At 63.5% G+C, this 15,960-nt stretch carries 14 protein-coding genes; 12 read left to right on the forward strand and 2 right to left on the reverse strand.

The window, feature by feature from the left end:
• The first annotated feature begins 25 nt into the window (after positions 1–25).
• Both ACSBM8_RS07325 and ACSBM8_RS07330 read left to right on the forward strand, forming a co-directional pair.
• On the forward strand, positions 26–2,989 hold the full coding sequence (locus ACSBM8_RS07325) for a TonB-dependent receptor (RefSeq protein WP_442680981.1): 2,964 nt from the start codon (positions 26–28) through the stop codon (positions 2,987–2,989).
• Between the two features lie 11 nt (positions 2,990–3,000).
• On the forward strand, positions 3,001–4,659 hold the full coding sequence (locus ACSBM8_RS07330) for an FAD-dependent oxidoreductase (RefSeq protein WP_442680982.1): 1,659 nt from the start codon (positions 3,001–3,003) through the stop codon (positions 4,657–4,659).
• 6 nt (positions 4,660–4,665) lie between these two features.
• Here ACSBM8_RS07330 and ACSBM8_RS07335 read toward each other — a convergent pair whose 3' ends face one another.
• A complete protein-coding gene (locus ACSBM8_RS07335) occupies positions 4,666–5,679 on the reverse strand; it encodes an SMP-30/gluconolactonase/LRE family protein (RefSeq protein ID WP_442680983.1) in 1,014 nt (337 codons plus the stop codon).
• A gap of 60 nt (positions 5,680–5,739) precedes the next feature.
• The gene (locus tag ACSBM8_RS07340) at positions 5,740–6,849 is read right to left on the reverse strand and encodes a Gfo/Idh/MocA family protein (RefSeq protein ID WP_442680984.1); all 1,110 of its coding nucleotides are present in this window, start codon (positions 6,847–6,849) and stop codon (positions 5,740–5,742) included.
• Positions 6,850–7,110: 261 nt separating this feature from the next.
• Here ACSBM8_RS07340 and ACSBM8_RS07345 point away from each other — a divergent pair, with 261 nt between their 5' ends.
• The 10 genes from ACSBM8_RS07345 to ACSBM8_RS07390 all read left to right on the forward strand — a co-directional run bounded on the left by ACSBM8_RS07345 (position 7,111) and on the right by ACSBM8_RS07390 (position 15,950).
• Positions 7,111–8,505 (forward strand): MATE family efflux transporter, encoded by a 1,395-nt coding sequence (locus ACSBM8_RS07345; protein WP_442680985.1) that lies wholly within the window; start codon positions 7,111–7,113, stop codon positions 8,503–8,505.
• A 2-nt stretch (positions 8,506–8,507) separates the two neighbouring features.
• The gene (locus tag ACSBM8_RS07350) at positions 8,508–9,125 is read left to right on the forward strand and encodes a glutathione S-transferase family protein (RefSeq protein ID WP_442680986.1); all 618 of its coding nucleotides are present in this window, start codon (positions 8,508–8,510) and stop codon (positions 9,123–9,125) included.
• 155 nt (positions 9,126–9,280) lie between these two features.
• Entirely contained in the window at positions 9,281–9,940 is a 660-nt protein-coding gene (locus ACSBM8_RS07355) for a DUF1013 domain-containing protein (RefSeq protein ID WP_442680987.1), read from the forward strand.
• Positions 9,941–10,063: 123 nt separating this feature from the next.
• Complete coding sequence (locus ACSBM8_RS07360) at positions 10,064–11,299, forward strand: threonine synthase (RefSeq protein ID WP_442680988.1); 1,236 nt, start codon at positions 10,064–10,066, stop codon at positions 11,297–11,299.
• A gap of 76 nt (positions 11,300–11,375) precedes the next feature.
• On the forward strand, positions 11,376–11,621 hold the full coding sequence (locus ACSBM8_RS07365; RefSeq protein WP_442680989.1) for an exodeoxyribonuclease VII small subunit: 246 nt from the start codon (positions 11,376–11,378) through the stop codon (positions 11,619–11,621).
• Between the two features lie 7 nt (positions 11,622–11,628).
• Entirely contained in the window at positions 11,629–12,528 is a 900-nt protein-coding gene (locus ACSBM8_RS07370; protein ID WP_442681518.1) for a polyprenyl synthetase family protein, read from the forward strand.
• On the forward strand, positions 12,525–13,007 hold the full coding sequence (coaD, locus tag ACSBM8_RS07375) for a pantetheine-phosphate adenylyltransferase (protein ID WP_442680990.1): 483 nt from the start codon (positions 12,525–12,527) through the stop codon (positions 13,005–13,007). Before ACSBM8_RS07370 ends, coaD begins: the two co-directional genes overlap by 4 nt.
• Before the next feature lie 19 nt (positions 13,008–13,026).
• Positions 13,027–13,875, forward strand: coding sequence for a peptidylprolyl isomerase (locus ACSBM8_RS07380; RefSeq protein WP_442680991.1), 849 nt, complete (start codon positions 13,027–13,029; stop codon positions 13,873–13,875).
• 96 nt (positions 13,876–13,971) lie between these two features.
• Positions 13,972–15,027: a tRNA preQ1(34) S-adenosylmethionine ribosyltransferase-isomerase QueA gene (gene queA, locus ACSBM8_RS07385; protein ID WP_442680992.1), complete on the forward strand. Its 1,056-nt coding sequence runs from the start codon at positions 13,972–13,974 to the stop codon at positions 15,025–15,027.
• A 47-nt stretch (positions 15,028–15,074) separates the two neighbouring features.
• Entirely contained in the window at positions 15,075–15,950 is an 876-nt protein-coding gene (locus ACSBM8_RS07390; RefSeq protein ID WP_442680993.1) for a 2-dehydropantoate 2-reductase, read from the forward strand.
• The last annotated feature ends 10 nt before the right edge of the window (positions 15,951–15,960 follow it).

Below are 15,960 nucleotides of genomic sequence, written 5' to 3' on the forward strand. Positions count from 1 at the left end.
GCCTTCTTCGGGAGGGGAAATTGCGATGATCCACGCGCGTACTATTCTGCTGCTTGGCGGCGCCACCATCGGATTATGTGCCTTGGCCGAACCGGCGGTCGCTCAGGTCCGCCAGTTCGACATCCCCGCACAGGCCGCGTCGACCGGGATTCCGATGTTCGCGCATCAGGCCGGCATCCAGATCCTCGCTCCCGGCGCGATCACCAACGGCGTTACAGTGAACGGGCTCCAGGGGGCGATGGACGTCTCGACGGCGCTACGGTCGCTATTGTCGGGAACGGATCTGATGCCCGTTACGGTGGGGCAGGCAATCATCCTGCGGCGTCGCGATACCAGCGGCGGAGCGTTGAAGCCGCGGCCGCTCGCTTTTGCTCAGGCCGCGGCCCCGGCGGTGGTGCAGCAAGAGCCCAGCGCGGTGGCGGCGGCGCCGGCCGCGTCGACGACGGGCGAGGGCGAGGAGGTTGTCGTCACCGGCATCCGCGCATCGCTCCAGCAATCCATCGCCACCAAGCGCGCGGCCGGCAATATCGCGGATGTCATCAGCGCGCAGGATATCGGCAAGCTGCCCGATCAGAATGTGGCGGAATCGCTGAGCCGCGTCACGGGTGTGCAGATCAGCCGTCGCGAGGGTGAAGGGTCCAATTTCACCGTACGCGGTATTTCCCAGAACCGCCTGGAGATTAACGGGCGGACCTATTTGGGGCCGACCGCGAACGGGACGCCGGCGCTTGAAACGCTGAGCCCGGAAATCCTGTCGAGCATCGTCGTCAGCAAGACACCCTCGGCCGACATGCCGGAGGGGGCGCTGGGCGCCACCGTCAATCTGAAGACGAAGCGTCCGCTTGAGCTTGCCGACCTGGTTCTCTCCGGTCGTCTCCAGGGAGCCTATACCGATCAGGCCGATAAAGCGGGCGTGCGCGCGTCGGCGCTGGTATCCAAAAACTTCGATGATCGGTTCGGCGTCCTGGGGAGCATCGCCTACACGAAGCTGAATACGCTTGGATATTCCTACGATTCCGGCGGCTGGACGCGCACGGACAATATCGACGGGAATGGCGACGGCGTCGCCGACCCGGGACTGTTCCGTCCCAACCGGATCATGGCGCGTATCTACGACCGGCGTGAAAATCGACTCACCGCCAATGGCACGGCGCAGTGGCGTCCGACGGACACTTTGGAATTCATCGTCGACGGAACATATTCCCGGCTATCGCGGAAGCGAAACGACACCAATTATCAGGTGCTGCTCAACGATAATGATGTCGGTGCGCGCGCAGACGCCAATGGTACGGTCGTCAGCGGCACGTTCAACGGCGTGACGTTGCGCCCCCTCATTTACGACGAACCGACCAAGCTGCAGACCACCAATCTCGGCGCCTCCGGCAAATATGAAGCAGGCCGATTACGGATCACCGTGGACGGCTCCTACAGCAAGGCCAAGGGCACCGATGGCGGGCCGGGCGCATCCTTCGTCTACGTGATCGTCCCCAAAGCCGGAAACGTCACCAATGCGTCCTATAATTTCGTTCCGGGCCATCTGCTGCCGGATCTGTCGCTGAACACCAATTTCGATCGGAACGATCCGGCGCAATATCGCCTCAACTCCGTCTTCGATTCCGACAATCAATCCGACAACACTGGCTACGACGCGCGGATTGACGGCCATTATGATCTCGACTTCGGGCCGCTCAAATCGGTGGAGACAGGCTTCCGCTACGAGCATCTGTCGCTATTCGGTTCCTATCCCCAAAATACGCCGGGCGTCGCCGCGCTGCTGGCGACGGGCGACAAAAATGGCGATGGGATCATCGGCCTCGATGAGCTTCCCGGCGTTCAATATGATCGACTGACCAGCAAATTTTATCCCGGCGCGAGCGCAGACTTCCCGCGGCAGTTGCTGACAGGCACGGCCAACGCGACGGCTGCTCGCGACGGCCTCAATCTGCCCGCGCTTGATCCATACGCGGCCATCACGGTGGGGGTGACGTCGATCGCCGACATCAAGCAGGAAACGACCGCCGAATATATCAAAGCCAATTTCGCCGGAGACTTGGGCACCGTCCATTATTCGGGCAATGCCGGGCTGCGCTTCCTCTCCACCTCGCGGACCTCGTCCGGATACTTGGCCGTGGGAACACCCACGTCCGCAACCTACAAGTTCAAGTACACGCTGCCGAGCGCGAACGTGAAATTCGATTTCACGGACAATCTCTCGCTGCGGCTTGCCGCGGCCAAGGTGGTCGCGCGCCCGAACATCAGCGATGTCAGCGTCAGCTTCGTTCCCAACACGGTGTCGTTCACGGGATCGCGCGGCAATCCGGGCCTCCGCCCGTTCGAGGCGAAGCAATATGATGCCAGCCTGGAATGGTATTTCGCGCCCGCCAGCTCTCTGACCGCGGCCTTGTTCAAGAAGGACGTAAGCTCCTTCACGGTCACGACCGTGACGCAGGAATTCGTGCCGGGCTTCTCCGAAACCTACGGACTCTTCAATATCAGCCAGCCGACGAACGGCGAGAATGGCACCATAAAGGGGTTCGAAGTCGGTTATCAGCAGACGCTGCGGTTCCTGCCGGGTTTCCTGCGCAACCTGGGCGTCCAGGCGAACTATACCTATGTCGACAGCCGCACCCCGTTGATCGATCCGTTGACCGGTCGGCGGCTGCCATTGCCGGGCCTGTCGAAGAACAACTACAATCTCATCGCTTTTTACGAAGATGCGCTGTTCTCGGTTCGCGCGGCCTATACGTTCCGCGATAAATATCTGATTTCGATGCAAAGTGCGGCAAGTGGCGGCAGCCTCTATCAGGCTTCGACCGGGCAGCTGGATGCGTCGGCGCAGATCAATCTGACGAAATCGGTACGGCTCATTGTGGAGGGCGTGAACCTCAACAAGTCGGTCACGAACCAATATCTGCAATATCCCAACCGTCTCTTCCTGACGACACGCGAAGATCGGCGCCTGTTCTTCGGCGTCGCAGCGACCTTCTGAGATAGGGCATCATGCGCACCATCATCACTCTGATCGCCGCCACTGCGTTTGGCGCGGTTGGCGCACAGGCCGCAACGCCCCGCATCAACCGCGGCGCCGCGAACCCGGCAGACCTTGTCGTCTATGGCTGCACGTCGGCGGGTGTGACCGCCGCCGTCGCGGCCAGCGATCTCGGCAAGACGGTCACCTTGCTGTGCACCAGCGACTATGTCGGTGGGATGACCACCAATGGGCTGGGTTGGTCGGATACGGGCAACCATCGCGCGATCGGCGGCATGGCGCTGCAATTCTATCGCGAGATCAAGCGGTGGTACGACCAGCCGGGCGCCTGGACGGCAAGCGTCCGGCCATCGGACGCGACCGAGAATTTCGTCAATGACGGCGCCCAATGGATTTTCGAGCCGCATGTGGCGGAGCGCATCTACGACGACTGGTTGCGCCGGAAAGGCATTACCGTTGTTCGCAACGAGCGGCTGGATCGCGACGCGGGCGGCGTAACCAAACGCGGCACGCGGATCGTCGAAATCCGGGCGGAGAATGGGAAGCGCTATCCGGGAAAGATGTTCATCGACGCCACGTATGAAGGCGATCTGATGGCCGCCGCCGGCGTGTCCTTTGCCGTTGGGCGCGAAGCCAACGCCACCTATGGCGAAACCCTGAACGGCGTTCAGACGCGCAACAGCGTGAAGCATCAATTCACCCAGGATATCGACCCCTATGTCGTCCCGGGGCAGCCAGCCAGTGGGCTGCTCCCGCACATTTCGGCCGAGCGGCCGGGGCCGGATGGATCGGCGGACCGCAAGGTGCAGGCCTATATGTACCGGCTGTGCCTGACGGACGTGGCCGCCAATCGAGCGCCTCTGCCAAGGCCGGACGGCTATGATCCGCGCGAGTTTGCGCTGCTCGGCCGCTATCTGGCGACCGGGGTGGACGACGTCTTCCGCAAGTTCGATCGCATCCCCAACGGCAAGACCGACGTCAACAATTGGGGCGCTTTTTCCTTCGATGCGATCGGGATGAACTATGCCTACCCCACCGCCAGCTATACGCAACGCGATGCGATCCTGACAGCGCATCGCCGCTACCAACAAGGCGTACTCTGGTATCTCGCGCACGACGCGGCGGTGCCGCCCAAGATCCGCACGGAAATGCAGCGCTGGGGCCTGTGCCGCGACGAATTCACCCGCAATGCCAATTGGCCGCGCGAAATCTACGTCCGCGAGGGGCGTCGGATGGTTTCCGATTTCGTCATGGCCGAGCCCTATTTGACCCGCGCCAAGCCGACCCCGGAGCCGATCGGGATGGGATCCTACAATATGGATTCGCACAATGTGCAGCGGATCGTCGATGCGCGCGGCTTCGTTCGCAATGAGGGCAATATCGAAGTCTCGCCGGGCGATGCCTATCCGATCAGCTATCGCGCGATCGTGCCGAAGCGCACGCAGGCGACGAACCTACTTGTCCCCGTCGCCTTGTCGGCCTCGCATATCGCTTATGGCTCGATCCGCATGGAGCCGGTCTTCATGATCCTCGGCGAGTCCGCGGCAACGGCGGCGTCGCTCGCGATCGACGGCAACACGTCCGTACAGGACGTGGCCTATCCTAAGCTCCAGGCCGCGTTGCTGCGGCGCAAGCAGATCCTGTCCCTGGAACCCGCGCCGGCCCGGTAACGCCGCTCAGGCGCGCCATCCATTGATGCGGAGCGGCAGGCGCAGCACGCGCGTGTTGGACGTCAGATACAGCGTCCGCCCATCGTCGCCGAAACAGCAATTGGCGATGGCCGCACCGTCTTCGATCAGTCCCAGCTTCTCGCCGTCCGGCGCGAGGATCCACATCCCGCCCGGGCTGGAGCAGAACATCGTCCCGTCCGCCGCGATCTTCATGCCATCCGGATTGCCGGGTCCCGGCATGTGGGCGGCGTCGAGAAAGACGCGCCCGGGGCCGGTGGGAAGGCCATTGGCGCCCAGCGCGTAAACCATGATCTTCTTGTTCTGAGGATCGGAACTGGAAACGAACAAACGTTTCTCGTCCGGCGACAGCGCTATCCCATTCGGGAAGGTCAACCCGCCCTCGACCAGCTGGACCTCGCCCCCCTCGCTCCAGCGATAGACGCCATTCTGCGCCGTTTCCTTCAAAGGAGAATCGTTGAACTGGGCAAAGCCATAAGGGGGATCGGTGAAATAGATCGCCCCGGACCGAGACACGGTCAGATCGTTGCAACTATTGAACCGATGGCCCTGATATCGGCTGACAAGCGTGGTGCGCTTCTTGGTGCGCAGGTCGACGCGATCGATCGACCGCCCGCCACTATTGGCGATCAGCAGCCGGCCCTGATGATCCATGGCGAGCCCGTTCGAGCCCGCTTCCCGGACCAGCTTGGGGTCCAGCCCACCCGTGCCCGACGGTTCCAGGAAAATGGAGACGCCATCCTTGCGGCTCCAGCGGCGCATGATGTTGGCGGGGGGATCCGAGAAGAGCAGATAGCCGCCTTGCTTCACCCACACCGGCCCTTCCGCCCACTTGATGCCGGTCGCGATGACTTCCACCGTCGCGCCTGGGGCGATGATGCGGTCGAGCTTCGGCGAGAGACGGCGCACATTGGGGGCGATCTCGCCCGGCGCGTCCGCCCAGGCGGATGCGGCCACCAGCGCCGCGGTCGAGGCCAATAGTGTCCGGCGGGTGAGCATCATAGGGCGCGGATCCTTATCATCGCGAATGGTAGCCGGTGAGAACAGGGAAGGGGGCTTCGCTTACAGCAGGATCCGTTTTTTCTCACGCGCCGATCGATAGATCGCCTCGACGATGCGAAGATCGCGCAGCCCCTCTTCGCCGGATACGATCGGCTCCTTGTTCTGCACGATACATTCGGAGAAATGATCGAGCTGGCCGGCGAATTGCGTCGGGCGCGGCCCGGAGGGGATGTTCGTCACCTCGGTCTCGCGACCGTCGCGGCCCGTCCACATATGGTTGCCGGTATAGCGTGTCGCCGGCTCCAGCTCGATCCGACCTTTGTCGCCCATCAGCAGGATGTGGTTCTGATTGGCGCTATACATGGACAGGCAGGACGCGATCACGCCGGAAGGAAATTCCAGCTCCCATTCGATCCGATCTTCCACCTCCTGAAAGCGCGGGTCGCTCTTGTCCGTGCTTTCGTGCGCATAGACCGCGATCGGTTCCTCTCCGGTCATATAGCGCGCCGCCTGCAGGCTGTAGACGCCCATGTCCATCAGCGATCCACCGCCGGACAGGGCGCGTTTCAGGCGCCACATATCGGGGTTGGGCTGTACGAAGCCATGCTCGCTGCGCAGATATTTGCGGGTGCCGATCGCGCCGGAGGATGCCAGCCGCATTGCTTCCAGATTGGTGGCCTCGAAATGGACGCGATAGCCGATCATCAACTTTTTGCCGGCCTTCTTGCAGGCGGCGATCATCGATTCACATTCCGCGACCGAGACCGCCATCGGCTTCTCGCACATCACATGTTTGCCTGCCTTCGCGGCGCGCACGACATAATCGTGGTGCATCGAATTGGGCAGGCAGACATAGACGATGTCGACGTCCGGATTGTCGCGGATCGTATCGAAATTCTGGTAATTGTAGATCGAACGATCGGGCACGCCATATTGGGCGGCGACGCGCTTCGCCTTTTCAGGATCGCCGCTCACCACCGCCGCCAACCGGCTATTCGTGCAATTGATGAACTGCGGGATGATGACCTTCAGACCATAAGTGCCCAGGCCCACGATCGCATAGCCCAGTTTGCGGTTGGGGTCCGCCGCTCTGGCTGCCCCTGGGAGCGTCACCGCCGCGGCGATACCGCCCGCAGCAACCACCATCTCGCGCCTGTTGATGCCGGTCATTCGCGCTCTCCTTCACGCCTTTTTTGGATCCGGTCGTGCCGAGCGCGATGGAGGGAAAGTCGCCGCTGGATGCATCGACTTTCCGACATTTCGCGCCGCGAACGGAACTGCGACAGCAGGTTAGCGATATAGGTCGGCCACGCAAATGCTATAGCATGTACTCTACGACCAAAGGAGGGGGCGATCGCTAGCACGAATAGGTCGGGGGCGGCGGCCCAGTCCGGCCGGCGCGACCTGACGCAAGGGCCGATCGCCAAGACATTGCTGCTATTCGCCCTGCCGACGCTGGGCTCGAATGTGCTCCAGTCGCTCAACGGGTCGATCAATTCGATCTGGGTCGGCCGCTTTCTGGGCGAAGGGGCGCTTGCGGCGACCACGAACGCCAATCTCGTCATGTTTCTGATGTTCGCGCTTGGCTTCGGCTTTGGCATGGCCGCGACCATCGTCGTCGGCCAGAGCATGGGGGCGGGCGATGTGACGGGGGCCCGCCGCGCGATGGGCACGGCGCTCGGTCTCTTCGCCATCATCTCCGTGCTGATCGCCATCTTCGGATGGGTATTCGCGCCACATCTGCTCCAGATCCTGGCAACGCCGGCGCATTCCCAGGCGCTCGCTTTGGCCTATCTGCGGGTGATCTTCCTCGCGATGCCGCCGATGTTCATCGGTGTCCTGCTGACCATGGGTATGCGCGGCACGGGCGACAGCATCACCCCGCTGCGTCTGATGATCCTGTCGGTCATCCTCGACGCCGGGCTCAATCCGTTGCTGATCGCGGGCATCGGGCCGTTTCCCCGCATGGGAATTGCGGGCTCGGCCATGGCCACATTGGTGGCCAATTATGCGATGCTGTTCGTCGGCATCAGCTACATCTACGCTCGGAACCTGCCGATCCGGCTGCGGGGCGCCGAACTTCGCTATCTGTGGCCCGATCGGGCCTTGCTCAAGGTGATTGCGATCAAAGGCCTGCCGATGGGCCTGCAGATGCTGGTGTTCAGCCTGTCCGGCCTCGTCATGGTCGGGCTGGTCAACCGCGCCGGTGTGGAGGTTACCGCCGCTTATGGCATCGCCCAGCAATTATGGACCTATGTGCAGATGCCCGCGCTCGCGATCGGCGCGGCGGTCTCGGCGATGGCGGCCCAGAATATCGGGGCCGGGCGGTGGGATCGGGTCGGCCGGATCACCCGCGCCGGCGTGATCACCAACATCTTCATGACAGGCGCGCTCGTTATGCTCATCCTGCTGTTCGATCGTCCCATCTTCGCGCTGTTCGTTGGCAGCGAGAGCGCGGCCATCCCGATTGCGCGGCATATCCAGCTGATCGGCAGCTGGAGCTTCGTGTTGTTCGGTGTGACTTTGGTCCTCTTTTCGACGGTGCGCGCCAACGGCGCGGTCTATGCGCCGCTGATCATTCTGATCCTGAGCGTGATGGTCGGGCGCCTGGGTTTCGCCGCGGCGCTGATGCCGCACTACGGGATCGACGTGCTGTGGTGGAGCTTTCCGCTCGGGTCCGCCATTTCCCTTGTCCTGGCGATAGCTTACTATCGATACGGCAATTGGCGCACGCCGGGGATGATCGGCAGCGTGATTGAAGCGGAGGCTGCCGAACATAGTCACGCCGATGGCGAGGCCGGTGGTCGCCTTGCACCAGGAGGGTAAGGATGGAGCCGATGATCCTGCATGAATATGCCCCGTCGGGGAATTGCTACAAGATCCGGCTCACGGCGGCGCTTCTCGGTCTTCCGCTCGATCGACGCCATTATGATATCATGCATGGTGAGACGCGGACGCCTGCCTTCCTGGATCATATCAACCCGAACGGCCGAATTCCGGTTCTGCAGATCGGCGATCGTCTCCTGCCCGAAAGCAATGCCGCCTGCTGGTATCTGGCATCGGGGACGCCTTTGATCCTGCAGGACAGGTTCGAGCAGGCGGACATGCTGCGCTGGATGTTCTTCGAACAATATAATCATGAGCCGAATATCGCGACGTTGCGCTTCTGGAAGGCGTTCATCGGGGAGGAGCAGCTGACCAGCAGCCAGACGGCGCAGATTGCCGGAAAGCGCCTGGCCGGGGAAGCTGCCCTGACGCTGATGGACGATCATCTGGCCCAGCGGCGCTATTTTTCGGGCGAGGCGATCAGCCTGGCCGACATCTGTCTGTACGCTTACACCCATGTCGCGGACGAAGCAGGCTTCGATCTGTCTCGCTGGCCGGCTGTCCAGCGCTGGATCGCGGCTATTGCGGCGACGCCGGGTTATGTCGCGCTGGATGCCTGATGCGGTGAAGACCGGCCGGGTTGCTCTGCCCGGGCGCAGGTCTGCATGGGCCGTGACAAGACAAGCCCTTGCTCCGAAGGCGGGCTCGTTCTACATTCCGCCCATATTCAGGCCGCTCCGCGAGGGGCGGCCCTTTCTTTATCTGGAGAGTTTCAGTGGCCCAGCCGCTCATGCCCCACGCGACCGCCTCCTGGCTCGTCGACAATACTTCGCTGAGCTTTCAGCAGATTGCGGAGTTTTGCGGGCTCCACATTCTGGAGATCCAGGCCATTGCCGATGACACCGCGGCAACGAAGCTGACCGGACGTGATCCGTTGCGCGCGCACGAACTGACGCAGGAAGAGATCGACAAGGGCCAGGCCGATCCCGATTACAAGCTTCAGATCTCCAAGGGCCCCGAGCCGGTCCGTCGCACCAAGGGGCCGCGCTACACGCCCGTCTCCAAGCGCCAGGACAAGCCCGACGGCATCGCCTGGATCATCCGCAATCATCCCGAAGTGTCCGACGGCCAGATCAGCCAGCTGATCGGCACCACGCGCACCACCATTGCCGCGATCCGCGATCGGACCCACTGGAATATCGCCAACATCACGCCGAAGGATCCGGTAACGCTGGGTCTTACGTCGCAGCGCGAGCTGGATGCCGTCGTCGCCAAGGCGGCCAAGGCGGCCGGGATCGAGGCGCCGGTCGATACGCGTCTCGACGGCGATCGTGAGGCCCTGATCAGCCAGCTCCGGCAGGAGCGCGAGACCGCATCGCACGCCGGCGACGCGATCTTGTCCGATGTTGACGCCCTGTTCGGCAAGCGCGACTGACCTGAATAGCCCTGCTCGTCGCGTGCGACGGGCAGGGGTTTTACGCGCCCGCCTTTACCGTGGGCGTGTCCGCCCCAGGCAACGTACAGCGGCGGTTCCGAATCAGCTCTGACGGAGGCGGCGATGCACGATGAGAATCTGACCGCCGATCGGCCGACATTCGTCTCGCATCTGGAATGCGGTCTTACCGGCGAGCATTACGAAGCGGATCAGCTGCACGGTCTCTCCCGTGCCGGCCGGCCGCTGCTGGTGCGCTACGATCTGAATGGCGTGCGCGGCGCCTTGTCGAAAGAGGCGTTGGCGGCACGCCCTGCCGATCTGTGGCGCTATCGCGAACTTCTGCCGGTGCGCCGCCGGGAGAATATCATCAGCCTCGGCGAGACGGTAACGCCGATTGTGCCGCTGGACCGCATCGCGCGCGAATGCGGTGCCGCCGCACTGTTGGTGAAGGATGAAGGCCGCCTGCCCACGGGCTCGTTCAAGGCACGCGGCCTCGTCATGGCGTTGTCGATGGCCAAGGAGTTGGGCGTCACTGCGATCGCTATGCCGACCAACGGCAATGCGGGCGCGGCGGCGGCCGCCTATGCCAGCCGGGCTGGCATCGACGCGGTCATCTTCTGCCCCGCCGACACGCCCGAGATCAATGTGCGCGAAATCGCCGCCCAGGGGGCACGCGTCTACCGGGTCAACGGCCTGATCGACGATTGCGGCCAGCTGGTCGGCCAGGGCGTGAAGGAACGCGGCTGGTTCGATCTGTCGACGCTCAAGGAGCCGTACCGGATCGAAGGCAAGAAGACGATGGGATTGGAACTGGCCGAACAGCTCGGCTGGGAGCTGCCTGACATGATCTTCTATCCCACCGGCGGCGGTACCGGTCTGATCGGCATGTGGAAGGCGTTCGATGAACTCGAGGCGCTCGGCTGGATTGGGTCGCATCGCCCGCGCATGGTCGCGGTCCAGGCGGAGGGCTGTGCGCCGATCGTGCGGGCGTTCGAAGAAGGGGAGCGCCACGCCCGCCGCTGGGAGGATTCGCACACGATTGCGATGGGCATCCGCGTGCCGCAGGCGGTTGGCGATTTTCTCATCCTTGACGCCGTGCGCGCGAGCGGCGGCTTCGCCATGGCGGTGTCGGACGCGGCAATTGTGGAGGCGGTGGACGAGGCGGGGCGCAAGGACGGCCTGTTGCTTTGCCCCGAAGGCGGCGCCACTCTGGCCGCCTATCGCAAAGCGCGCGCCGCGGGATTGGTCCGCGCCGAAGACAAGGTCATGCTGTTCAATTGCGCGACCGGGCTCAAATATCCTTTGGCCGATCGGTCCACCACGCTTGATACAAATGCAATCAATTGGGCGGCGCTCTGATCGAGCGCCGTCGATCGGACGAACCGGACGCGGCTGCCTTGACCCTGAAACGCTCCGGTCCCAAGAGTCGCCGCCGATGAGCGATGATCCCACCATATCCCAATTGTCCTTCGAGGATGCACTGAAGCGACTGGAGGCGATCGTGCATCGTCTCGAAAGCGGCGAAGCGAGCCTCGACGAGTCCATCGAACTCTATGCCGAAGGCGACAAGCTGCGGGGCCAATGTGAGCAGCGCTTGCAGGCGGCCCAGGCACGGATCGAAAAGATCACGCTGGGGCCGGATGGCAACCCGCACGGCACTCAGCCCTTCGATGCCGGCTGATACGCAGATGGGTGTGGTGCCGCTTTCTCTTCGCTCGGCGATGGACCAGATCGCGTTGGACGTCGATCAGATGTTCGATCGCCTGCTCGCCGTTCCCGCCGATCCGCGGGCCCGTCTTTACGAAGCCATGCGTCACGCCGCGATCGGGGGTGGCAAGCGCCTGCGCCCGTTGCTGGTGCGTGCCGCCGCGGATCTGTTCCATGTCGATCGATTGCCCGCTCTGCGTGTTGGCGTCGCGATCGAGTGCATCCACGTTTACAGCCTGATTCACGACGACATGCCGTGCATGGACGACGACGATCTCCGGCGCGGCCGCCCGACCGTGCACAAGGCCTATGACGAGGCGACGGCGGTGCTGGCGGGGGATTCGCTGCACGCTCTGGCATTTGAGGTGATCGCCGACGCGGATACGCATCCCGATCCGTTTGTGCGGGTCGAACTGTCTGTCGAACTCGCCAGGGCTTCGGGCCCCGCCGGCATGGCCGGGGGGCAGATGATGGATCTGGTGGCCGACGGCGCGGCGTTCGACCTGGGCGCGGTTACCCGTCTCCAGCAGCTCAAGACGGGTGCGTTGATCAGCTTCTGTCTGGAGGCGGGTGCGATATTGGGCCGCGTGCCGCCGGAGGGGCGCCGCCTCATCCGTGCCTATGCGCGCGATATCGGGCTGGCCTTCCAGATCGCCGACGATCTGCTCGACGTCGAAGGCGCCGCCGATGTCACCGGCAAGGCGGTCGGCAAGGATGCCGCCCAGGGCAAGGCGACCTTCGTGTCCCTGCTCGGGCCGGAGCGGGCGCGCCAGCAGGCGCAGATTTTGGTGGACCAGGCGATCGGGCATCTCGCCGGCTTCGGTGAGGAAGCCGCGCTGCTGCGCGCGATCGCCCGATATGTGGTGGAGCGCGACCGGTGAATCGGGTTGCCGTTTATACCGGCACCTTCGATCCCCTTACTCTCGGTCATGTCGATATCATTCGGCGGGCGGCACGTCTTACCGATAAGCTCGTCATCGGCGTCTCGACCAACTCGCTGAAATCGCCGCTCTTTACGCTTGAGCAGCGCGTTGCCTCATTACGACGCGAAGTTGCCGCAATCGCGTCGAATATTGTTGTTCAGGAATTTGCAGGGCTGGCTGTGCAATTCGCGGAGTTGGTGGGCGCCCAATTTGTTGTGCGCGGGCTCCGCAGCGGCACGGATCTTGATTATGAAAGTGCGATGGCGGCAATGAACGCTACGATGACGCCTGAGGTCGATACGGTGTTTTTGGTGGCTGCGCCCGCCTTTGCGTCGATTGCGTCATCGCTGGTGAAGGATGTCGCGCGCGGTGGCGGCAGCATCGAGCATTTTGTCCCGGCGGCCGTCGCCGCCGAGATACGCGCTCAAGCGCGCTGATAGAACGGAGTTCAGTCCTTTGTCTTTGAAGTTGTTCGCGCTGGGCTTGATCGGTCTTGCCACTCCGTTGCTGGCGCAGTCGACCGTGACGGGGCCGCAAGGCTATGCCGAGCCCAAGGTCAAAGAGATGGCCGTTCCAGAGGTGGGCGCCGCGCCGACGCCGACGCCGGAAAACACCTTCAACGTTCAGCTTTCGACTGGCGGGGTCGTATCGATCCTGTTGCGGCCGGACAAGGCGCCCAATTCGGTCGAGCGCATCAAGACGCTCGCCAATCGTCATTTCTACGACGGCACCATCTTCCACCGCGTCATCGAAGGTTTCATGGCGCAGGGCGGCGATCCCAAGGGGACCGGCGAAGGCGGGTCCGATCTTCCGGATTTGAAGGCGGAGTTCAATGAATTGCCGCATGTCCGTGGCGCAATGGCGATGGCCCGCGCGCAGAGCGAAGACAGTGCCAACAGCCAATTCTACGTCATGCTGGCGCCGAATTTGACGCTGGATCGCAAATATACCGTCGTTGGACGTGTCTATGCCGGCATGGCCTATGTCGACATGATCGAAAAGGGCGAGCCACCGGCAAACCCAACCAAGATCGTGCGGGCCTGGATCGGGGCACCACCCGCCGATGCGGCTACGCCACCGGTCGCGAACCAGGCGGCTTCGGCCGCTGCCGATACGGCGGCAACGCAGGCCGCCCAGGCATCGCTTGCCGCGGGGGACGCCGCAAAGGCAGCCAAGGCAGGCAATGCCACCGTCGCGACCGAACGGGCCGCTGCCGCACAGGTCGCGGCGCAGGGCGCGGCCCAGGCGGCGGGAGATGCGGCTGCCGCTTCGCAGCAAGCGCAGAAGAAGCGTCGCCCCAGATAAGCGGCGGAGGCACCGACCAACCTCAATGGGGAGCTGGTCGGTCAGTAGTGAGCGAGGGCGCCCTACCTTGGCGGGGGCGCCGAACTGGATGATTCCATGCGCGTCGATCTTTTCGATTTCGAGCTTCCGCAGGACCGGATCGCGCTGCGTCCGGTCAGCCCGCGGGATAGCGCCCGCCTGTTGCTGCTCGATGGCGATCGTACCGAAGACCGCATCGTCCGCGAATTGCCGGAGCTCCTGCGTCGCGGCGATTGCTTGGTCTTCAACGATACCCGCGTCATTCCGGCGCAGTTGGAAGGACGGCGCGGGGAAGCCGCGATCGGGGCAACGTTGCATAAGCGTGAGGGGCCACGCGCCTGGGTCGCGTTCGTGCGCAACGCCAAGCGCGTGCGCGTGGGCGACCGCATCGATTTCGGCGCGGACGTGTCGGCGCTGGCGACCGAAAAGCGCGAAGACGGATCGCTGCTGCTGGAATTCGAAGGTGACGAGCCGGTCGAGCTGTTGCTCGAGCGGGCCGGCCGCATGCCGCTACCACCCTATATAGCGGGCAAGCGCGCGACCGATGCGCGAGATCTTTCCGATTATCAGACGATGTTTGCCAATGAGCCGGGTGCGGTTGCGGCGCCCACCGCCGCGTTGCATTTCACGCCGGAACTGCTCAGCGGACTGGACGCCGCCGGGATCGGGCATGCGACGCTGACCCTGCACGTGGGCGCGGGCACGTTTCTCCCCGTGAAGGCAGAGGATACGGATGCCCACCGCATGCACGCCGAATGGGGCCGGATCGATGCGGCCACCGCCGATCGGCTCAATGCGGTTCGGGCCAATGGGGGACGGCTCATCGCCGTGGGCACGACCAGCCTGCGCTTGATCGAAAGTGCGTCCGGAGAGGATGGCGTGATCCGGCCGTTCCTGGGCGACACGTCCATCTTCATCACGCCGGGCTACAGGTTCCGGGCGATCGACGGGCTGCTCACCAATTTCCATCTGCCCCGCTCGACCCTGTTCATGCTGGTCTCGGCGCTGATGGGGCGGGATCGGATGCAGGCGGCTTATGCGTACGCCATCCAGCATGGCTATCGCTTCTACTCGTATGGCGATGCTTCGCTGCTCTTGCCGCCAACACGGGTCACCGCACCTGCTGAGACCTGACGGCGGAAGGGGATGACTTTCTTAGGCTAGACGTTATCCGCCGGAAAATGCCGACGCATATCGCCATCATCGGACCCGGCGCGATTGGCGGCAGCGTCGCCGCCTGGCTCGCTCAATCGCCCGATCTTCAGGTGACGCTATGCGCCCGCACGGCGTTTGATCGGCTGATCGTCGATACTCCGAATGGGACGATCGAGGCGGCGCCGGAGATCATCACGGAACCGGCGCAGGTGGGCCATGTCGACTGGGTGCTGATCGCGACCAAGGCCTATGACGCCGCCGGGACAGGCGCGTGGCTGCAGCATCTTGTCGGCCCGGCAACGCAGGTTGCGGTGCTGCAGAACGGCGTCGAACATGTCGCACGCTTTGCTGCGATGGTATCGGCGGGGCGGATTTTGCCGGCGGTCGTCGACATACCGGGAGAGCGGAGTGCTCCAGGGCATATCCGCCAGCGCCGCCTTGGCACGATCGTCGTCCCTGAAGGGCAATTGGGAGATGCCTTCCTGCAGCTTTTCGCAGCTACGCCGATCGCCGTGTCCACCAGCGATGATTTCGAAACCGTGGCGTGGACCAAGCTCGCCTTCAACTGCGCTGGCGCAATTTCGGCGCTGCTGCTGAAGCCGGGTGGAGTGGTCTGGCGCGACGATATTGCCGACATCCAACGCGCCATGGTCCGGGAATGCGTAGCCGTCGGCCGGGCGGAAGGCGCACACCTGCCGGATGATCTGCCCGACACCGTCATCGCCAAAAATCGGGAAGCTCCGCGGGACTCGATCAACTCGATCCACGCCGACCGTGCCGCGGGGCGTCCGATGGAACTGGAAGCGCGCAACGGCGTGATCGTGCGGCTGGGACAGGACCATGGCATCCCGACGCCGGTAAACGCGATAATCGTCGCCCTGCTGAAGGCGGCCGCCGAATGATTTCTTCTCT

This window comes from Sphingomonas sp. ASY06-1R (assembly GCF_052180265.1).
Lineage (GTDB): Bacteria > Pseudomonadota > Alphaproteobacteria > Sphingomonadales > Sphingomonadaceae > Sphingomonas_I.